Genomic DNA, 21,265 nt, shown 5'->3' with positions numbered 1-21,265 from the left:
TCTTATATTTCCATTATATCATAAAGGAACCTCAAATAACGCATGTAAATTGATATAACCTTCGATAAACGATGATTCCGCCATCTTTTCTCTCATAATAGCGGAGATAAGAGCTGACACAGACTTTCTATGCGTTTGACATTACGGCTGCGCTCCCGGAACTTTTTCGGATCAATGAATTCACTGTGCTTCAGGTCTCTGCTGAAGTCCTCAGCCAGCTCTGTAATAATCTCCGGACGGAGCAGCACCGCTGTCAGCTCGAAGTTGGAATAGAAGCTGCGCATGTCCAGATTGGCACTGCCGACGGTGGCCAGCAGGCTGTCAATAATCATTACCTTGGCATGCATGAACCCTGTGGTATAGCGGTAAAATTTCACGCCGGCGTCCTGCAGATTCTCCAGATACGACAGCGTGGCATAATAGACCAGCTTGTTATCCGGCTTCGCCGGGATAATGATCCTTACGTCCACTCCGCTAAGGACCGCATTCTTCAGCGCCCTGCTTATCGCAGGGTCAGGGATGAAATACGGCGAGGTCATCCAGATCCGCTGCCTTGCAGCACAAATAGAAGCGAAATACATCTCCTGGGTGGCATCTATCGCCGCATCCGGGCCGCTGGCGACAATCTGCACGGCATCCCTTCCGCTACAGTCATGATCCGGGAAGAAGCGCGGATGGCTGATAATATCACCGGCCGCCAGCCGCCAGTCCTTGAGAAACACATACTGCAGATGATAGACGGCATCCCCTTCCAGCCGCAGGTGCGTATCCCGCCAGTAGCCCATTTTCGGATTCTTGCCCAGGTAATCATCGCCTATGTTCATGCCTCCGGTGAATCCGGTTAGTCCGTCCACCACCAGGATCTTCCGGTGATTGCGGTAGTTGAACCGGCGGTCCGGCAGTGCAGTCAGCGGAGGCAGAAAAAAATAGACCTGCACCCCCGCGTTCTTCAGTGTATTCACAAAGCCCCGGCTTAGTTTATGGCTTCCCAGTCCATCGCACAGCAGGCGCACCCTCACCCCCTGGCGTACCTTGCGGATCATCAGCTCCTGAAACTGCTTGCCGATCCCGTCATCCCGGAAAATATAAAATTCCATGTGGATATGCTCCTGCGCACGCTCCATCGCCTCCAGCATGGACTTATACGCTTCCTGCGCGCCGGAGAGCACCTCACACCGGTTATGGCTTGTAACCGGATTGTCCGCCAGCCCCGAGAACAGGTGCAGCAGCTCAGAGCGGTGCTCAAAGCCGGGGTTTCCGGTGTCTTCCACCTGTTTGACCCTATGAATCTTACCGGCAACGTGAATGCGGATTTCCCGCAGCAGGGAGACGCACCGGTTGCCAAGCTTGCGGCTCTGCCAGTAATCACGGCCCAGGAAATAGTAGAACAGCAGGCCCAGCGGCGGGCAGCAGAAGGTGATACATATCCAGGCAAGTGCCCGCTGCGGACGGCGAAATTCGGAAGCGGTAATAATAGCAAGCTGCACAATAAAAAGACATAAGATAACGGCAAATATCCTCATTCCGGGCCTCCTGATCAACTGTAAGAACTATTACTATCTCTGCGGGCATAGACGGCGCTTGCTAACTTTCATGAGGAATCTGCCGCGGCAGAAGCCTGCGCTTACTACAGGTTTTGCCTTAACTCTCCTTCTTTATTCAAGTAAACCGTTGTCATGTTCACCTTAGTTATGGAATACATAGAGTAGTAGGACGAATCGGATAAGCCCCCTGCACCCCGACAGATGATATCAGTCAGTTCATACCCAGCGGCTTCCATGGCCGCAGTAAGGAGACGTTATGAAGAGTCAGCCAAGTCAGGAAAAGATTACGCTGCTCGTTATGCGTGAGGCCGGACGGCCTGTGAAGCAGCTGCAGATGTCGAAGCCCTTCGCTCTGGCGCTGCCTGCCGCAGCCGCGCTGTCCCTCTCCAGTCTGGTCACCTCCATGCATATCCATGCTTCCCGGTCCATCGCAGAGCTGGAGGCCGAAGCGGCCGCCTTATCACTGACCAATATCCGCATGGAGCTGAAGGTTGCTGATAAGGATCAGGCGCTACAGCAGCTGCGCGGCCAGGTAAGCGAGCTCTCGGAGGAAGCGGAGAGCATTAAAGACAAGCTGAAGAGTGTGACTGAGCTGGAAGAGCAGCTGCAATCACTGATCAACAAAGAAAGCACCTCTTCTGCTGCCGGTAGCGGTTCTAGTGCGGCTATCCGCACTGAAAATGCTGGCGCCAAGACCTACAGCGCAGATACGTCAACCTCAGCAGCTTCCGGCAACGGCAGGCAGCTGCTTGTGGCGGGCTTGCCGGATACCGGCGCTGCTGCCGCTGGAACCCATGGCAAAGTCAGCCGGTTAAGCGCCGGCCCGTTCATCCGGGAGCAGCTGGAAGCCGTCCCTCCTGCCGTATCGCCGCCTGCCGCCGTATCCCCTGCCGTTAACTTTCGGTTCCGGGCTGCTGCCACCGCACTGCGCCGGACGGTGAATCCGCAGGTCGGCGGTGAATATGTCGCCGTCTACGAGAATGATCCGCAGCGGCTGGTTGAGGAGACAAAGGACGACTTCGAGGAGATCCACAGCATCATGGATGAGATGATTGGCAGTATCTCCAGCACGATTACCCAGGCCGAAAAGGCACACAAGACGAGAGCGGATGTCCAAGCAAAACAAGCCCAGGAGAAGCAAGCCCGGCTGGCGCGGGCTGTGATGTGGCCTACCGGCTCGAAGGTCATCACCTCCAGCTTCGGTTACCGCTCCGATCCTTTTAAGGGCGTCTCTGCTTATCATTCAGGGATTGATATTGCAGGAAATATCGGAGATGCAGTATACGCGGCGCTGGGCGGTGTGGTTACCTCGGCAGAACAAATGGGAGCCCGGGGCAAATACATCATAATCAAGCATGACAATGGACTGGAGACCTGGTACATGCATTTGAACCAGATGACGGTCACCCCCGGTGAACGGGTCGGCAAAGGGGAGCAGATCGGCATGCTGGGCAGCACCGGGCGCAGCACGGGCCCCCATCTGCATTTTCAGGTCGTGAAGCAGAACAAGCCGGTGAATCCGCTCAATTATGTTAAGCCTTTATAGGTTCAAGAATATAAGGAGGAATGCGGGAATGTGGAACAGACGTCAATCGGGTGCTTCGCTGAGGTCAACCGACTCGCTGATCGGACATGGCGGCACGCTTGAGGGGAAAGTGCATTGCGATACGAACCTGCGGATTGAAGGGAATTTCAGCGGGGAGATTCTATGTGAGGGTACTGTGACGGTCGGTGAACAGGGCACCGTCCACTCCAGCATTGAGGCGCAGGAGATCATTATCGCCGGCAAGGTCTATGGAGATGTAACCGCCCAGCGGAAGCTCATTCTGACCGGAACGGGACAGCTGCACGGCAATATTGCCGCCGGTTCCTTGAGCATTACGGAAGGCAGCCTGCTGAACGGGGCTGTGGCCATGACCGAACAGCCCGCCCCTGAGACAGCGGGCGGGCTGCATACGGTCACTGCCAAGAAGACTGCAGGCAAGCGCAGAGAGAGCAAGCAGAGTAAGCTGGAGGGCGCATGAGCCGTAAGCTCTCAGCCTGTACACCTAAACTGGCAAGCTCCTTCTTGCTCTTTACGCTGCCACATCCCTTTTACGGAACACAATCCAGGATACCGCCATGAATACAACATAATACACAGCCAGAACGGCAATCGCAAACCCTAGCGTTGCTCCTCCGGGACCGGTATCCGACACCAGATAATTGCTAAGATTCATATGGGCAAAAATCAGATAGTTCGCCCACTCATAGCGGTCGGGGTTGAAGATGGCGATAAAGATATCCTTGGTAAACATGATCGACAGCGACAGCACAATCGCCAGGCCGCTGGAGCGGAATACGCTGGAGATCATGAAGGCAATGGCTGCTGTCAGGAACAGCTCAATGTAGCTGCACAGAATCAGCATGAAGACATATTCTCCTTGCCCCCAGCCCATCACCGAGTCCCCCGTAATCCCTGCAGCCCCGGAAGAGAAAATGAAGGCGGAGCCATAGCCGAATAGGATCAGCACGCCCGTGCTGACAAGGCTGAAGATGACCAGCGAAATATATTTCGAGAGCAGAATCTTGGAGCGGCTCCAAGGGCGGATCAGCAGCAGCTTAATCGTTCCCCAGGTGAATTCGCCCGCCACGGAGTCGGCAGCCACTAAAGCTGTGAAGATGGTATTCAGGAAAAAAGCGATGGCTACGGTAGTCCGGAAGCTGTCCCATAACCCGACTACATCGCTGCCATTCGTGGTGAAGTGAACCAGCGCCGGAAACAGCGCGCTCATCAGCGCCAGAAGAACCAGCATAATCCATGTCCGCAGACGTCTGAATATTTTGATATTCTCATTATGTATGAGAGAAGCGAACTCACCCAATGCCTTCACCTCCTGTAATTTCCAAGAATTGATCTTCGAGCGAACGGGACATCGCTTTGATGCTGTAGACCTTAATCCCGGCAGCTACCAGCTTGGCATTCAGCTCGGCAATCTCATCCCGCACCGCATCTACAGCTATTCCGCCTTCCATGATCACGCCTTGGCCGATCTGCGCCAGTGCAGCCTCAGGGTTATCCACCTCGAAGAACGTCTGGCTCACCGGTACCGCTGCATCCCCAACAGTCTTAAGCTGCTTCACATCGATCAGGCGGCCGTTCTGGATAATCGCCACACTATCACACATCAGCTCCATCTCCGACAACAGGTGACTGGAGACAAACACGGTTGTCCCCTCAGTCTGGCACAGCTTGCGCAGATAGTCACGCAGCTCACGGATCCCCTGCGGGTCCAGTCCGTTAGTCGGCTCATCCAGAATCAGCAGCTTCGGCCGGTGCAACAGAGCCTGGGCCACCCCCAGCCGCTGGCGCATCCCTAAGGAATAGGTCTTGACCCGGTCATTGATCCGCTGACTGAGGCCAACCAGCTCCACTACTTCATTGATGCGCTCTTTGGTCACACCGGGCACCATGCGGGCGTACTGGCGAAGATTCTGGTATCCGGTAAGGAACTTGTACATTTCGGGATTCTCTACGATGGCCCCCACATTGGCTATGGCCTCTTCAAAATGGTCTTTGATGCTTCGTCCGCAGATTAAGATATCCCCGCGGCTAATGGAGATAAGTCCTACCATCATACGGATGGTAGTGGTTTTACCGGCTCCGTTCGGCCCGAGGAATCCGAAGATTTGCCCGGGTGGAATGTCGAGTGTCAAGTCGCTGATCAGCGTTTTGGAGCCGATCTTTTTGGTGACCCCCATCAGGCTGGCTACTGGCTTTACCACTTCTGCCGTATTCGGCATAACTTCACTTCCTTTCGTCGGTTTGGTGTGAAACGGGCATAAATAAAAATATTAAAGTTTCCATCGTAACTGCGGAGAATGTTTGGACTTCCGGCCGCTGTTAGGTTTGGATTTCCTCATTACACCGCTCATAGCGGTAGAAATCCAAACCTAAAGGCGGACGCTACCGCTCCTCCAGTTCCAAACTTCCCCTCCGTTACTTACACTTTATTGTTATATCCAAAACCCGTTTCAACCATTTATATATTTTACCACACCTTCCCTTTTCCCTGAAATTAGGAAAGAAATGCAGTGAAAGCCAGTGGAAACGGCTTGGCACAAAATCACCCTCGCGTCAGTACAATGTATGCTGTTTTTCACATACACTTGGCCCGCCCACCCTCGCGTCAGCACAATGTATGCTGTTTTTCACATACATTTGGCCCGCTTACCCATCAGACGAGACCATAATTTCCTGTAAGAAAAACATAAGAGGCCACCTCTTTCCATATGGGAAAGAGGTGGCCTCTTGAATTGATAATGCGCTCCGTCAATGCCGAAGCATATCACTTATGAAATGTAGAACATTAACCGCCAACACGCGCAAGCTCACGCATATTCGCTTCAAAAGCAGCCATCAGTGCAGCTTCACCGGTCAAACCGTTCTGCTCCACCTTGCGGATCTGCTCCAGCATCCGTTTGTAATCCTTCGGAATCACCCGGGCAAATCTCGGCAGGGCCTCAGCCCATGAGTCCAGAATCGCCCGGCCCACATTACTGTCTGTAAGCTCAGTATGGCGGCTAATCAAGGCATGCAGTTCAGCGCTTTCGTCCGCTTCCTCCACACGCTCCAGCAGCACCATCTCCAGGTTACAGCGTTTGACGAAGGTGTTGTCAGGATCGTATACATAAGCGATACCGCCCGACATCCCTGCTGCAAAGTTACGGCCCGTTGAACCCAGTACAACCACACGGCCGCCGGTCATGTATTCACAGCCGTGGTCGCCCACGCCTTCAACGACTACATTCGCCCCGGAGTTGCGGACAGCGAACCGTTCACCGGCAATGCCGCTCACGTAAGCTTCGCCGCCAGTCGCTCCGTATAGTGCTGTATTTCCGATGATGATATTATCTTCTGCCGCGAAGGTAGCCTTGCGTGAAGGCCGGATAATCAGCTTGCCTCCGGACAGCCCTTTGCCGACATAGTCATTCGAGTCGCCTTCAACGGTAATAGTGACGCCCTTCGGCACGAATGCGCCCAGACTCTGTCCCGCTGATCCGGTGAAATGCAGCCGGATCGTATCGTCCGGCAACCCGGCTGCGCCGTATTTGCGCGTCAGCTCACTGCCGAGAATCGTACCCACCGCACGGTTCACGTTCGTAATCGGCAGAGAAGCTTCCACTGCCGTACCGAATTCCAGCGCAGGTGCAGCAATGTCAAGCAGATGCGTCATATCCAAGGTCTCTTCCAAACCGTGGTTCTGGAATTTGCTGCGGAAGCGTGTGCTTCCTTCCGGCATAGCCGGAGTGTGCAGCAGGCTGCTCAGATCGACGCCCTTCTTCTTCCAGTGCGTGGATGCCTTAACTGCATCCAGGCAATCGGTGCGGCCAACCATCTCTTCAATCGTCCGGAAGCCCAGCTCGGCCATAATCTCGCGCAGATCCTGTGCCACGAAGGTCATGAAGTTCACCACATGCTGTGGATCACCCATGAAGTTCTTGCGAAGCTCAGGGTTCTGGGTAGCTACGCCAACCGGACAGGTGTCCATCTGGCATACACGCATCATGATACAGCCTACGGCTACCAGCGGTGCAGTAGCGAAGCCGTATTCTTCGGCACCCAGCAGAACGGCTACCGCGAGGTCCCGCCCGCTGAGCATCTTGCCGTCGGTTTCCAGCACGACACGGTCGCGCAGATTGTTCAGCATCAGCGTCTGGTGGGTCTCCGCCAGGCCCAGCTCCCAAGGCAGTCCGGCATGACGGATGGAGTTCATCGGCGAAGCGCCGGTTCCGCCGTCATAACCGCTGATCAGGATAATATCGGCGCGGCCCTTAGCCACACCTGCGGCAATAGTGCCAACGCCAACCTCAGAGACGAGCTTCACATTAATACTGGCACGCGGATTGGCATTCTTCAGATCATAGATCAGCTCGGCCAGATCCTCAATGGAATAGATATCATGATGCGGCGGCGGCGAGATCAGTCCTACACCTGCCGTTGAACCACGGACCTCTGCAACCCAAGGATACACCTTGCGGCCCGGAAGCTGTCCGCCTTCACCCGGCTTGGCGCCCTGCGCCATCTTGATCTGAATCTCGTCAGCATTCACCAGATAGTTCGAGGTAACGCCGAACCGTCCGGAGGCCACCTGCTTGATCGCACTGCGGCGGGAATCGCCGTTAGCATCCGGAATGAAGCGCGCCGGATCTTCCCCGCCTTCACCGGTGTTGCTCTTGCCGCCGATGCGGTTCATCGCAATGGCGAGCGTCTCATGTGCTTCCTTGCTGATCGAGCCAAAGGACATGGCACCGGTCTTGAAGCGTTTCATGATCGATTCAGCCGATTCTACCTCATCCAGCGAGACCGGAGCATTGGTGCTCTTGAACTCCAGCATCGAGCGCAGCGTCTGGTGCTTCTCGCTTTCGCCCTGAACGAGTCCTGCATACTTCTTATACATCTCATAATCACCGCTGCGCACGGAGTGCTGCAGAAGATGAATGGTCTGAGGGTTGAACAGATGCTCTTCCCCGTCACTGCGCCACTGGTATTCACCGCCGGAATCCAGCACCATATCGTTGCCGTCTTTGTCGGTGAAGGCGCGGTTATGGCTGGCAAGTGCTTCTTGCGCCACTTCCTCCAGGCCAATTCCGCCGATACGCGAAGGCGTCCAAGTGAAGTAACGGTCCACGAATTCCGAATTCAGCCCGACCGCTTCAAAAATCTGTGCCCCCCGATAGGACTGAATCGTGGAGATTCCCATTTTGGACAGGATTTTGACCACGCTCTTCGTAGCTGCCTTGATATAGTTCTTCACAGCCTTCTCATGCGAGATTCCGCGGAGCAGGCCTTGGCTGATCATGTCATCCAGACTCTCGAAGGCCAAGTAAGGATTGACCGCACTTACACCATAACCCAGCAGAAGCGCATAATGATGAACCTCACGCGGTTCGCCGGATTCCAGCAGAATGCTGACCTTGGTCCGGGTTCCCGAGCGGATCAGATGGTGATGCAGGCTGGAGACTGCCAAAAGCGCAGGAATTGCCGCATTCTCGCGGTCTACACCCCGGTCGGACAGAATAAGAATATTATGGCCCTTGCCCATGACGCGGTCTGCCGCCTCATTCATCCGGTCAAGGGCGATTCGCAGCCCCTCTGCTCCCAGCTCCGCCGGGAAGAGAATCGGAATGGACATCGACTTGAAGCCCGCACGGCGGACATGACGGATTTTGGCAAAATCCTCGTTCGAGAGAATCGGAGAATCCAGCGAGATCTGCCGGCAGCTCTCCGGTTCTGCCTTCAGCAGGTTGCGTTCAGGTCCGATCGTAGTCGCTGTGGACGTTACCAGTTCTTCACGGATCGCATCAATCGGCGGGTTGGTGACCTGGGCGAACATCTGCTTGAAGTAATTGTACAGGCGCTGCGGACGGTCTGATAACACGGCCAGCGGTGAATCGTAACCCATGGAGCCGACAGCTTCGGCGCCTGTGGAGGCCATGGGCTCCAGCACCTTGCGCAGATCCTCGAAGGTATAGCCGAAGGACTGCTGCAGCTGCTGCACATTATCATGCTTCGGATTCGGCAGCTCCGGTGCATCCGGGAGCTGATCGAGGCCGATCAGATGCTCATCCAGCCACTCTTGATAAGGCTGCTCGGAGGCGATCTCGGCTTTTACCTCTTCGTCCGAGATAATCCGGCCCTGCTTCGTATCCACGAGCAGCATCCGGCCCGGTCTCAGCCGGTCTTTGTATAGTACATCTTCTGCCGGAATGTCGAGGACACCCGCTTCAGAGGAGAGAATAATCAGATCATCTTTGGTGACATAGTAACGCGCAGGACGCAGGCCGTTACGGTCAAGGATGGCCCCGATCTGTACACCGTCGGTGAAGCCCATTGCGGCAGGCCCGTCCCACGGTTCCATCAGGGTGCTGTGGTATTCATAGAAGGCTTTCTTCTTCTCGTCCATGCTGTCATGATTGCTCCAAGGCTCAGGAACCATCATCATCGCCACATGGGGCAGGGAGCGTCCGCTCAGGTAGAGGAATTCAAAGGTATTATCGAACATGGCCGTATCGGAGCCGTCCGGATTCACCACCGGCTTAACCTTGCTGATGTCTTCTCCGAACTTCTCGCTCTTGAACAGCGACTGGCGGGCATGCATCCAGTTCACATTGCCGCGAAGGGTGTTAATTTCACCGTTGTGGATCATGAAGCGGTAAGGGTGGGCACGTTCCCAGCTCGGGAAGGTGTTGGTGCTGAAGCGGGAGTGGACCAGCGCAATTGCTGATTCCAGCGTATCTTCCTGAAGATCCAGATAGAATTGTCCTACCTGTACGGTAGTCAGCATGCCTTTGTATACGATCTTCTTGCAGGAGAGACTCGGCACATAGAAGGATTCGCCCTCTTCTGCCCCGCCGTAGCGAATCGCCAGCTCTGCCCGTTTGCGGATCACATACAGCTTGCGTTCGAAGGACAGGTCATCCTTGATTCCCTCCGAGCGGCCGATAAAGACCTGGCGTACATATGGCTTCGCAGCCTTGGCCGTCTTGCCGAGCATTTCGTCAAAGGTCGGGACATCGCGGTAACCGAGTACCTGCTGGCCCTCTTCCGCGATAATCTCGCTCAGGAGTGCCTCATGGCTGGCCCGGATCTCCTCGTTATGAGACAGAAAGATCATGCCCACGCCATAATGGCCCGGCTCCGGAAGCTCAAAGCCCAGCTTCGCGGCTTCGCCGGCAAAGAAACGGTGAGGAATCTGCAGCATAATGCCGGCTCCGTCTCCAGAGTTCGGCTCGCTTCCCTGGCCTCCCCGATGCTCCATATTGAAGAGCATAGTCAGCGCATTGCTGACAATATCATGGGACGGCTTGCCTTTAATATGCGCGACAAATCCCATGCCGCAAGCGTCTTTTTCGAACTGGGGATCATAAAGGCCCTGTTTGCCGGGCAGTTCAGTGTGTCTCATCACATGCAACCTCTCTATTATAAAGTAGACGGAATTCCAGGAAAATTTTTCAGCGGAAAATCTTAATATTTATTCAGGCAGAATTGGTGTTATTATTTTATCATCGAGCTGACATGAGCGCAATTTAAACTTTTTTATGAGCTTGATTAACAAATACTTTTACATTGCAGCTTTAGCGAATAAAAGCGTAAAAAAACTGTCGAATGTATAATTATGCATAAATGACGAATAAGCGCTTATGCATTGAAAGCGTTTCAACCATTTTCCCGGCCTGAAAACGGCACTTCCATTAGCTATTTATATTTATGAATAAACCAAAAGCGCCCCCTAAGGGGGCGCTTTTGGTTCGTATGTTTTACAAAGAATGTTGTTGCTTTATACAGTCAAAACTTGTTCACTTTTCAGCACAGCTTCATTGCCGCGGTCACGGGTCATGAAGTAGGTGAAGGTAAGTGCCAGGAAGATTATTCCATAAGCACCTAGTGTTCCTGCATCAGCCCACATGGAGCCGAAGTCTCCAGTAGAAATTACTGCCTTGAAGCCTTTGACACTGTAAGTCATCGGCAGCAGCGGATTGAAGATCTTCATCCAGTCTGGAATCAGCTCCAGCGGGAAGGTTCCTGCGCTTGTAGTCAACTGGAAGATCAGAATCAGAATGACTACGAAGCGGCCCGGCTGATCCATCCAGGTAACAATAGCTTGAATCATCCACATGAAGGCCAGGCTGGTAATGAACGAGAAGGCGTAGAACAAGGGTACATTCTGTACTTCAAGTCCCAGACCATACAAGACAATCAGGACCGCCAGCAGCGCCTGCAGCACACTCATCAGGGAGAACGTAAGTGTACGGCTCATGAACCGGTTGAACCGGCTGGCGCCAATGACTTCGGATTCACGCATAGGGATAACAATCGTACAGATCAGAGCACCTACGAACAATCCGAGGGACAGGAAGTAAGGAGCGAATCCTGTACCGTAGTTAGGCACCTTGTTAACCTTCACTTCTTCGATCTGGACCGGCTGGGCGAACATGGATACCAGTCCATCGGTCTTGTTCACCGATTTGGTCTGTGATGCCGCATCGCCCAGTTTGCTTGCCAGCTCACCGGAGCCTGTCTTCAGCTCATCCAGGCCATCCTTCAGCTGCCCTGCTCCGTCACTCAGCTTCTTCGAGCCATCGGCTACCGAGCTAAGACCGCTGCCCAGCTTGCCTGCGCCAGCCAGCAGCTTCGTGGTGCCGGCTTCAAGCGCCCGGCCCCCGTCTGCCAGCTTCACGCCGCCCGCTGCAGCTTCGTCCAGCTTCGCGCCGAACTGCTTCATGCCTGCGGCCAGCTTCGCGCCGCCGTTCTCCAGTGCGCCTGCTCCGGCTGCCAGCTGATTCTGGCCATCCAGCAGCTGCGAACTGCCTGCGTAGAGCTTCTGTGCTCCGTCATGCAGCTGGCCTATACCTGCATCCAGCTGCTGTGAACCGCTGTGCAGCTGATTTGCTCCCTCAAGCAGCTGCCCCTGGCCGCTGTTAAGGGCAGCAGCTCCGTTCAGGAGCTGCTGCTGGCCCTGGTCCAGCTGCGCCGTGCCCGCAGCTACTGCCGCGCTTGCTGCCAGCAGCTTCTGCACCTCAGGGCTTGCCGCAAGCGTCGGATTCGACTTCGCCAGCGCCTGCAGACCGTCAGCTACAGCCTTTGCTCCGGCTGCTGTCTTGGCACTGCCATCCTTCGAAGCCGTAAGTCCGGCTTCAAGCTTCGCACTGCCGTCGGCGGAAGAACTTAATCCGGCCGCAAGCTTCGCGCTGCCGTCCACGACTGCCTTCGTACCTGTCTGAAGCTTCTCTGTGCCGACTACAGCCGACTGTGTTCCGGCCTGTAGCGAAGCCGTACCGGCTGCAGTCTTCTGCAGCCCGGCATTCAGCTGCTTGCTGCCCGCTGCCGACTGCGTTACACCCTCCTGCAGCTGCTTATGTGCTGCGGATAACTGCTGCAGTCCTCCGGCCAGCGTGCTGCTGCCGGTTTTCAGAGCGGCTGCTCCATTATTCAGGTCGCTCACGCCCTGCGTAAGCGGCGCTACACCATCCAGCAGCTTGCCAGTGCCTTCGGTCAGGACAACCAGATTGTCCTTCAGCTTCAGAGCGCCGTCATCCAGCTTGGTGGCGCCGTCTGCGATCTTGGTCGCACCGTCTCCGGCTTCGCCCAGACCGTTTGCGATTTTGGTGATTTTATCAAACACAGAACTGGTATAAGCTTCCGTAATCTTGGCGGATACCTTGCTCTTGATATCCTTCACTGCCGTGCCGCCAATCTGGCCTGCCAGGAAGTTGTAGCCTTCATTCGGCTCGTAGATGATCTTGGCCGGCTGCGGATCTGCATCCAGCAGTGTAGTTGCCTTGGCCGAGAAGTCTTCCGGAACCACAATCGCCATATAATAGGTATTATCTGCAAGCCCGGCTTCCGCCTGCTCCCTGCTGACGAAATTCCAGTTGAACCCGTCCGTCTTCTTCAGCTCCGTGACCAGATCTTCTCCGGCGGTCAGCTTGGTGCCTTCATAATCAGCACCTTTATCCTGGTTGACAACCGCTACCGGAAGCTCGTTCATTTTACCGTAAGGGTCCCAGAATGCCTTCAGGAACAATCCGCTATACAGAACAGGAATAAATAGAATGGCAAACATGGAAATACGCATCTTGGGATTCTTGAATACCGCGCCAAGATCCTTCATAAACACGGATAAAGATTTCATTCTGGTTCTCTCCTTATGATCATATGCTCTCTCTTGAAAAATACGATGACTTGCTGTGAAATGATAGTTTCGTGAATGTTACAGTAACACTGGATGACTGTTTTCCCCATTCGGTCAATTAAAGGCAAAAAAAAATGAGTCTACCCTGATTCAGAACCATCCGCCTCATCGATCACCACTCAGGGAAAGCGCAGCTGTACGAGACGCCATCCCTATACCGGACTTAACTTCTACTGTGACAGCCCCTCTGCCAAAAACAGATGAAAGTAATGCTTGATCTGTTCTTTGGTCAACGGCACATGTACCTTGCTCAGCTCAGCAGTAAGCGCGATATATAGCCTGAACATTACCACCGACACAATCTGTGGATCGCAGGGTTTGATTTCCCCTTGACGAATGGCCTGCTCCACCTCCCGTTCCAGATATTCAAGCACCACACTCTCGATCTTGTCGAGTCCTTCACCAGCCTGCGGCGTTCCGAAGTCAAGACTCTCCTGAGACAGCTTAATGAATAGCTCGTGTTCGCTCCGAAATTCCAGCAGGGCATCCAGCACACGGTGCAGATTATCAAAAAACGGCTTATCGCGCCTAATCTCCCGCTCGGCGATCATTTTCATCTCGAGGATGACATCACGCAGGATTTCATCAAATAACTGTTCCTTGTTCGTAAAAAAGGTGTAAATCGTCCCTTTGCCGACATTGGCAATCTTGGCGACCTGATCCATTGTAGTTGCCTTATAGCCGAATAATGAAAAAGATTTCGTCGCCGCCTGCAGCACCTGCTGCCTTCGATCTACCACAGCCATTCATACACTCCCTTTCCTTGAGGATCGTCTAGCAGCCTTGTTCTGACCAATTTACTGATCCGGTCACTCGGTCAAGACCAACTTTATCACTTTGCCTATAGTTTTGCAATAGTTTGCAACTTTTTTTTATTTTATTGCAGTGTTTTAACTTTCTATTTACGTCTTATTTGTATAATGTGAGAAAAGAAGCAAAATCCCTAGTATAATATTAGGAGAAGCATGTACGCGCAAACCGCAAACGGACTAATAAAGATATCTATTTAATCTACCCATAATGGAAAGTTGCAGGTGAACTTATGCGAAAGAAAAGAGTACTGCTGTTTTCGGAAGGCTTCGGCACGGGCCATACAGGGGCAGCCTATGCTCTGGCTGAAGGAATACGACTGCTGAACCCCGATGTTCAGTGCCGGGTCTTCGAGCTCGGAAAATTCCTGAATCCTACGGTCGCTCCTTGGATTCTTTCCGCTTACCGCAAAACTGTCAGCAGCCAGCCGAAGCTGGTCGGCATGATGTATAAGACCCAATATCATAAATCACTCAACCGGTTGACCCAGCTGGCCCTTCACCGGATTTTTTATAACCATGCTTCTCAGGTCATTGAGCAGCTTAAGCCGGATCTGATTATCTGCACGCATCCGATTCCCGCTGCGGTCATCTCCAGGCTGAAGCGTCAGGGGCTGGATGTACCGTTCTACACGCTGATTACGGATTATGATGCCCACGGCAGCTGGGTGAATGCGGAAGCCAACCGATATCTGGTATCGACCTCAAAGGTTAAATCCATTCTTACAGGACGCGGCGTCCCCTCCGAGCTGGTGACCGTGACCGGAATTCCGGTGCATCCGAAATTCTGGGAGTCCCAGGGTAAGACTAAGCTGCGCAAAGAGCTGGGGCTCGCTGACATCCCGACTGCGCTTATTATGGGCGGCGGCTGGGGCCTGATGTTCGGCAAGGATATTATGAACTCGCTCACCGCCCGGATCAATGAGATCCAGCTTATCTTCTGTATGGGCAGCAACGACAAGGCTATAACCAAAATGCAGGCCAACCCCCTGCTGAACCATCCCAATGTAAGGATTCTCGGGTACAGCAGTGAGATTAACAAGCTGATGGATGCCTCCGATCTGCTGATCACGAAGCCCGGCGGAATGACCTGCACTGAAGCCCAGGCCAAGGGTATTCCCATGCTGTTCTACAATGCCATCCCGGGACAGGAAGAGAAGAACAGCCAGTATTTCGTTGAGTTGGGGCTGGCCGAGATGCTTGATCCGGGCGTCGTGGATAAATGGTTCTCCATGCTCCTAAGCGAATATGCCGGATTCGGAGGACCGCAGAAGCGCAAGACCTCTCCGGACCTCCAGCAGCCGCAGCACTGCGCTGCCACCATCCTCAAGATGCTGGGAAAGCCTGCTGCCGAAGCGGTTTTCTCCGAGGCGTGGAGCGCCCCGCCGCCCAAGGCACGGAGCGAAGAAGCCGTCTATGTCACTCCTTAAGCGGGTTACCCTACCCGAACTGCAAAGAGCCTCCAATCCAGCCGTAAGCTTGGATTTGGAGGCTCTTTGCGCGGAGCTGACAGATATAGCAGCCAGCGATATCCCTGATGTGGCTGCGTCAGCCGGTAACACCATAAGGGCGTAATAGAATAGACGTATAGCGTCTGATGTATAGAGTTTTTTTTATTTATAGAAAGTATGATTGCCGATGGTCTTGGCGAGTGTCCGGGAATGATGCACGGTAAGATCCTGTGCCAGCGTCAGCGACAGGAAAAAATACGTATCATCTGTAACTTCTTTGACCCCCATAAGTGCTGCATTCACAGCCTTAATGCTGTCCGCATTTGGCTTGACGCGCTTAAGACGCCCATTGCCTACAGGACTGAACTGCCTTTTCTGATAGATTACTTCTCTAATCGTGTCGGGAAAATTGGCTGACCGCAGCCGGTTTAGAACAACGTTGGCAACTGCCACTTTGCCCTTGTACGGTTCGCCTTCTGCCTCTGCCATGACGATTTTTTGCAGCAGATGCAGGTCTTCTCCGGATACGGCGTAGCTCCAGGTAGCTTCAGCTTGCTGCTCCTTGGGTAGTAGCTTGGTCCGGGAGAAGAACAATGTTGCGGGGGGATGTTGCTGAGTTACAGCTTTGCTTACATTCACACTCTTCGTCCCCGTTGCCGCGATCCTCAGCGCTTGCGCCACTGGCGGCGATGCTTTCACCACAGTTACCTTAGGCTTAGTCAGAATCGAAGCCGGCTTAGGCGCATCCTTGCGCTGCAGCTTCTCGGGACTTAACCATCCTGCACTCACTGTGCGGGTCCAGGTATGGACAGGCTTGGCAGCTGTGGTGTAGAGCATGGGTGTATGGATTGCGGCTGAATGGCTTGTCCTGTGCAGGACGGATGCGGCTTGCGGAATAAGCTGCTCCACAGACTGGTGGCTTGCAGAGTTCAACTTACCCATTTCTATTACATTCTCCCCGGTAGCAGCAGATCCTTCGGGGTTCATCAAACTTATCGCTGAGAAAGACACTAGGATTACACCAACCAGCAGCGCAATATAGCGGCTCTGTTTGAAAATCAACATGTTTTACCTCCTATTTTACGGCACATTCCTATTGTATGTAACCGAAAATGGAAGCTTTGAAAACTTTCTTGTCGATTTATGTTGAGAAAAATGTAAATTTTTCAGTCATTTCATACATAGGAATGGCATGCATCCTGGTAGCATACACCACAAAAGCATCTACCGTCCAGCCTATCTCTGGAAGTAATTGGCCCGAGGGCTTGGTGTCCATCCGTAAATTTTCCAGCTGCTCCAGCGTAAACGGATCTTCTCCGCGATATTTGCGGGCTACTGTCAAATGGGGATTGTACGTTCGCATCTCTGGAGTATATCCTAGAGGAAGGGTTGCAGAAACCACCTTTTGTTGCAGCTCCTTCAGCGGCTCCAATTCGCCGGAAACCCCGGCCCAGAGCACTCTTGGCGAGTCTGGAAGACCGAAGGTGCCCCATTCGCCGAGCTTCAGCTGAAAGCCTTTACTTGAGCGCGCAACCTTCCATAGTGCCTCATAGAGTGATGGAATATTTTCCCTGGAGGTATCTCCAAGAAATTGCAGCGTAATATGGAAATCTTTGAAATGTGTCCATCTGGCAAATTTAAGTCGGGACGACACATGGGCAGACTCATTCTTCAGATATTCAAGCAGCGTATCAGGCAGCGGCACCGCAACGAACAGGCGCTCCACTTCTTGCTCCGGGTCCAAATGACTCATGCGAATTTCACCTTTCCAGGCAGATTTGTTATGCTTATCTATACTTATCGTCTATTTCTCTACTGAAATGTAGAACAGGAGGGAACCAACATGACTAAATCCATCGTTTGTATGCAGCAGCTGTCAGCCGCTCAGCAGGAGCTGATCCGCGCCGCTGCACCAGAGTACACCCTTACCCTTGGAGATTCCAGGAACCCTGATCTGGAGCTGCTCTCCGGCGCAGAGATTATTATCGGCTGGGGCAAAGGCATCCGTGACACCGTGCTGCGCCAGGGCTCGCCGCTCCGCTGGGTACAAGCCTGGTCTGCCGGAGTAGAGAAGCTTCCGCTGGAGGCCTTGAAGGAACGCGAAATTCTGCTGACGAACGCCAGCGGCGTGCATGCGCAGCCGATTACCGCTGTCATCCTCAGCTTCATGCTAATGTTCACGCGGAATATGCACACGAATATCCGCAACCAGCAGAACCGCCGCTGGCACTCGGACGGGCAGGAGAGCGAGCTGACCGGCAAGACGATCGTCATCGCCGGAACCGGTGCTATCGGCAGCGAGACCGCCAGAATCGCCAAAGCCTTCCGGATGAAGACGATCGGAGTCAGCCGATCCGGACGGCCGGTAGAGAGCTTCGACCAGATATTCACCACCGGGGAGCTGAAGGACTCCGTCCGCGAGGCGGACTTCGTGGTCAACACCCTGCCGCTAACCGACGAAACCCGCGGGCTGTTCGATGCTGAGGTCTTCTCCGCCTGCAAGCAGGGGGCCTACTATATTAATATTGGCCGTGGCGTGACCACGCATACGGACGATCTGATCGCTGCACTGAACAGCGGTCAGCTAGCCGGGGCGGGCCTCGATGTCTTCGAGACCGAGCCGCTGCCGGAGGACCACCCGCTATGGGGCATGGAGCAGGTAATCATCACCCCTCACTGTGCCGGGGTAACTGACCGCTATGCCGACCGGGTGGTCGACATCTTCGTGGAGAACATGCAGGCCTATCTGGAATCCGGCAAGCCTTCGCGCAACCTGGTGGATTATAGCCGCCAGTACTAGGGGGCTTGGGCGGCTGAGCTGGCGGGTTGGAGAGCTAGGGGGTTGGCAGGCAAGGCCGTAGCTTGGCGGGTTGGCTGGCAGGCCGTAGCTTGGCGGGTTGGCTGGCAGGCCGTAGCTTGGCGGGTTGGCGGCTAGTTGGTCGGCTGGCAGGTCATAGCTTGGTGCGTCGGTGGGTTGGCGAGCTAGGGGTTTGGTTGAGTAATGGCAATTTTGTTACCTCGCAGACTCACAGTTTAGAGTTCTAACGGTCCCTTGCGGCCAAATGTTGCACATATTGCAACTCGGGTATCGCCAATTTGGGCTATTCTAGCGGAATGTTGCATGAAATGCAGGAATTGTCCCGTTCATCTGCCAACTGGAGAAGAATTGCTGACATTTGTGCAACAATCTCTCATTCACCTCATATTGATCAGGTAAATGTTGCAAATTGTGCAGGATTCCAAGCGGACTCATTAGCACTAGCACTAGCACCAGCACCAGCACCAGCACCAGCACCAGCACCAGCACCAGCACCAGCACCAACATCAGCATTAGCACCAACATCAGCATTAGCATCACCACCAGCATTAGCATTAGCATCACCAACACCCACATGTCGATAAATGCTCAGCTCGTTCAGCTCGTTCAGCTCGTTCAACTAATTTCAGCAATTCAGTTCATTCAGTGATTCACGTATTCACGTATTCACGCAAAACAAAGAGCCTCTGCAGAACTAAGCAGAGGCTCTTTAAATACTTCCATCCCTAAATAGATTGAACTTGAAATCCCCCCATTAGGGAGCAGTGGCGGAAGAGAAGTTTGGAACTGTAGGAGCGGTAGCGTCCGCCTTTAGATTTGTATTTCTACTGCTTACAGCAGTTTAAATAAGGAAATACAAATCTAACAGCGGCCGGAAGTCCAAACATTCTCTGCAGTCACGGCGTATCCCTAATTCCCGAAATTTCGCCGCTTCAATCTATCCCCTACACCTTAAATCGGCTAACCGACTCCCGGAGCTCCGTAAGCAGCAGCTTCAGCTCCGCGATGCCGTTAGCCACGGCGGTGGTTGAGCTGAGCTGCTCATGCGCAGAAGCAGAGGTCTCTTCGACACCTGCCGCCGATTGCTGGGAGAGTGCCGAGATATGCTGGCTGAACTCATTCATGGTCTCGCTGGCACCGGTCATTTGCTGCAGGTCCTGGCCCATCTCATCGATGGTCACCGCCATCATACGGACCGAGCCGTTGATTTCAGCCAAGGCATCCCCGGTCTCCACAATCTGCCGGCTGCCTTGCTCGGTCTTGGCTACTCCGCCGCGCAGCTGCTCTACCATGGTTCTGGAGTCGAGCTGGATACCCTGCGTAATCTCTGTAATCTCCGAGACCGTCCGCTGCACATCCTCCGACAGCTTCCGTACTTCCTGTGCGACAACCGCGAAGCCGCGTCCGCTGTCACCAGCCCGTGCCGCTTCAATGGCGGCATTGATCGCCAGCAGATGGGTCTGCTCCGAGATGCTCCGGATGGCCCCCACCAGATGGAAGATGCCTTCATTCTTGCGGTTCAGCTCTTCAACGGTGCCCATAGACTGCGAGACTGCATCGGCAATCTCGTTCATCTGCGCCACGGAGCTTTCCATAAGCGCCCGGCCTTTTTCGCCCTTTTGCCGGACCTGCTCTGAATGATTGGAGAGATCCGTACCTCTGCCCGCAAAATTCTCGATTAACGCATTTAACTCCTCTACCGCCTTGGAGGCATCCACTGCTGCTTCGGCCTGGCTGCCGGAGGCTGAGGCCAGCTCTTCCATCGTCAGTGCGATCTGGCTGCTGCCCTCCTTGGTATCGGCAATCGTATGCATCAGCTCATCGCCCTGCTCCGAAATAATCCTCGATACATTTCGGATCTGGCTGACCATTTCGAGCAGCGTGCGGTTCGTTTCATTCACGGTTGTAGCCAGCAGACCAATCTCATCCTTGTTGCCAATCAGTGTCTCCTCTGCCGTCAGATCCCCGCTTGAGATCTGCTGCAGCTGCTTCGTTACCTTCTTCAGCGGGTTGACGATCGTTCTGCGGATGAACATGTTCACCAAACCGATAACGATCAGGACAATCAGCACAGTCCCAATATTCATTCTCCCGGAGGTATTAAAAATATCCGTGGAAACCTTGCCCTCATCCTCAGCATCCTTCTGGCTGTGCGCCACCAGCGCATCCAGATCTACCTGCATGGAATTAAAAGCGTCAATCCCTTTCCGCGATACCTCCAGGGCTAATTTCTCGTCATTTGAGCTGCTGAGCAGGATCGCCTGATTGTTGACAGTCAAGAACTCACCCCATTTCCCGACGAGCGACTGTAATTGCTTCAGCTCCTGCTCTCCTTTCAGATTGGCTTTATATTCCTTAAAAGTACCCGCTACTTTGCCGATAAATTTGGACCGCTCTTCCGCAAGCGCGTTTTTGTCCGCGTTGTCAGTGCTCAGGATATGCTGCAGGCTAAGGGCCATAACATGCTCTGTGAGGTAATTGACATTGTGTATTTTGTTCAGCTCGGGAATGATATTTTTAATAATGTTCCCGGTGTTCTTCTGCATATTGTTCATTTGATAGAGCGAAACCCCGCCGCTGATCATAACGAATACAGCCAGAGCCGCATAACCGTAGGCTATCTTGGAGCCGATGCTTTTTCTGCCCCGGAATAGACTTGCCTGCTGCTCCTTGTCTGCTCCCTTCCTCCCTTTTCCTAACAGCTCCTTCAGTCGCTGACCTATACCCACACCTGTGTGCCCCCTTGATAATGTCTGGATGTTTACACCATTTTCCATCTGATTTCATTTATTTTCATAAAAAAAGCAAAAAAAACTACGGTTGACTAATTTGCTAACATAATTTGTTTTCAATCTGTTTAAGGTAGGCCAATGGGTCTCGACGAAAACGTCGGCGTTTCGTAGTTTCG

General features: G+C 53.6%; 14 protein-coding genes. 4 read left to right on the top strand and 10 right to left on the bottom strand.

From position 1 onward, the window contains the following. Nucleotides 1–92: 92 nt before the first annotated feature. The gene (gene cls / locus ACFSX3_RS18280) at nt 93–1,523 is read right to left on the bottom strand and encodes a cardiolipin synthase (RefSeq protein ID WP_209993280.1); all 1,431 of its coding nucleotides are present in this window, start codon (nt 1,521–1,523) and stop codon (nt 93–95) included. Between the two features lie 277 nt (nt 1,524–1,800). Here cls and ACFSX3_RS18275 point away from each other — a divergent pair, with 277 nt between their 5' ends. Continuing rightward, nucleotides 1,801–3,090, top strand: a complete 1,290-nt coding sequence (locus ACFSX3_RS18275) for a M23 family metallopeptidase (protein ID WP_209993279.1) — start codon at nt 1,801–1,803, stop codon at nt 3,088–3,090. 28 nt (nt 3,091–3,118) lie between these two features. Then, nucleotides 3,119–3,568, top strand: a complete 450-nt coding sequence (locus ACFSX3_RS18270) for a bactofilin family protein (RefSeq protein ID WP_209993278.1) — start codon at nt 3,119–3,121, stop codon at nt 3,566–3,568. 51 nt (nt 3,569–3,619) lie between these two features. Here the strand turns inward: ACFSX3_RS18270 and ACFSX3_RS18265 are convergent, their stop codons facing one another. The 5 genes from ACFSX3_RS18265 to ACFSX3_RS18245 all read right to left on the bottom strand — a co-directional run bounded on the left by ACFSX3_RS18265 (nt 3,620) and on the right by ACFSX3_RS18245 (nt 14,025). Beyond that, nucleotides 3,620–4,408: an ABC transporter permease gene (locus ACFSX3_RS18265; RefSeq protein WP_209993277.1), complete on the bottom strand. Its 789-nt coding sequence runs from the start codon at nt 4,406–4,408 to the stop codon at nt 3,620–3,622. Further along, a complete protein-coding gene (locus ACFSX3_RS18260) occupies nt 4,401–5,327 on the bottom strand; it encodes an ABC transporter ATP-binding protein (protein ID WP_209993276.1) in 927 nt (308 codons plus the stop codon). The genes ACFSX3_RS18265 and ACFSX3_RS18260 overlap by 8 nt, the downstream gene beginning before the upstream one ends. A 566-nt stretch (nt 5,328–5,893) precedes the next feature. After that, a complete protein-coding gene (gltB, locus tag ACFSX3_RS18255) occupies nt 5,894–10,489 on the bottom strand; it encodes a glutamate synthase large subunit (RefSeq protein WP_209993275.1) in 4,596 nt (1,531 codons plus the stop codon). 375 nt (nt 10,490–10,864) lie between these two features. Next, nucleotides 10,865–13,219 carry a YhgE/Pip family protein gene (locus tag ACFSX3_RS18250; RefSeq protein WP_209993274.1) on the bottom strand — a complete coding sequence of 785 codons (2,355 nt, stop codon included), beginning with the start codon at nt 13,217–13,219 and terminating at the stop codon, nt 10,865–10,867. Between the two features lie 230 nt (nt 13,220–13,449). Then, nucleotides 13,450–14,025, bottom strand: coding sequence for a TetR/AcrR family transcriptional regulator (locus ACFSX3_RS18245; RefSeq protein WP_209993273.1), 576 nt, complete (start codon nt 14,023–14,025; stop codon nt 13,450–13,452). A 296-nt stretch (nt 14,026–14,321) separates the two neighbouring features. On the opposite strand from ACFSX3_RS18245, the gene ACFSX3_RS18240 reads away from it, so the two are divergent. Continuing rightward, nucleotides 14,322–15,518 (top strand): MGDG synthase family glycosyltransferase, encoded by a 1,197-nt coding sequence (locus tag ACFSX3_RS18240; protein ID WP_209993272.1) that lies wholly within the window; start codon nt 14,322–14,324, stop codon nt 15,516–15,518. A 183-nt stretch (nt 15,519–15,701) separates the two neighbouring features. On the opposite strand, the gene ACFSX3_RS18235 is transcribed toward ACFSX3_RS18240, so the two are convergent. Next, nucleotides 15,702–16,604 carry a cell wall hydrolase gene (locus ACFSX3_RS18235; protein ID WP_209993271.1) on the bottom strand — a complete coding sequence of 301 codons (903 nt, stop codon included), beginning with the start codon at nt 16,602–16,604 and terminating at the stop codon, nt 15,702–15,704. 76 nt (nt 16,605–16,680) lie between these two features. Then, the gene (gene thpR / locus ACFSX3_RS18230; protein ID WP_209993270.1) at nt 16,681–17,292 is read right to left on the bottom strand and encodes an RNA 2',3'-cyclic phosphodiesterase; all 612 of its coding nucleotides are present in this window, start codon (nt 17,290–17,292) and stop codon (nt 16,681–16,683) included. 90 nt (nt 17,293–17,382) lie between these two features. On the opposite strand from thpR, the gene ACFSX3_RS18225 reads away from it, so the two are divergent. Next, nucleotides 17,383–18,339, top strand: a complete 957-nt coding sequence (locus tag ACFSX3_RS18225) for a D-2-hydroxyacid dehydrogenase (RefSeq protein WP_209993269.1) — start codon at nt 17,383–17,385, stop codon at nt 18,337–18,339. A gap of 306 nt (nt 18,340–18,645) precedes the next feature. On the opposite strand, the gene ACFSX3_RS18220 is transcribed toward ACFSX3_RS18225, so the two are convergent. Then, nucleotides 18,646–18,888, bottom strand: a complete 243-nt coding sequence (locus tag ACFSX3_RS18220; RefSeq protein WP_209993268.1) for a hypothetical protein — start codon at nt 18,886–18,888, stop codon at nt 18,646–18,648. Nucleotides 18,889–19,301: 413 nt separating this feature from the next. After that, nucleotides 19,302–21,086 (bottom strand): methyl-accepting chemotaxis protein, encoded by a 1,785-nt coding sequence (locus ACFSX3_RS18215; RefSeq protein ID WP_209993267.1) that lies wholly within the window; start codon nt 21,084–21,086, stop codon nt 19,302–19,304. Between the last annotated feature and the right edge of the window lie 179 nt (nt 21,087–21,265).

The organism is Paenibacillus rhizoplanae (assembly GCF_042684125.1).
In the GTDB taxonomy this organism is placed as follows: Bacteria; Bacillota; Bacilli; order Paenibacillales; family Paenibacillaceae; genus Paenibacillus_AQ; species Paenibacillus_AQ rhizoplanae.
Note: the sequence above shows the minus strand (reverse complement) of the source record. Positions and strands in the feature narration are given on the sequence as shown.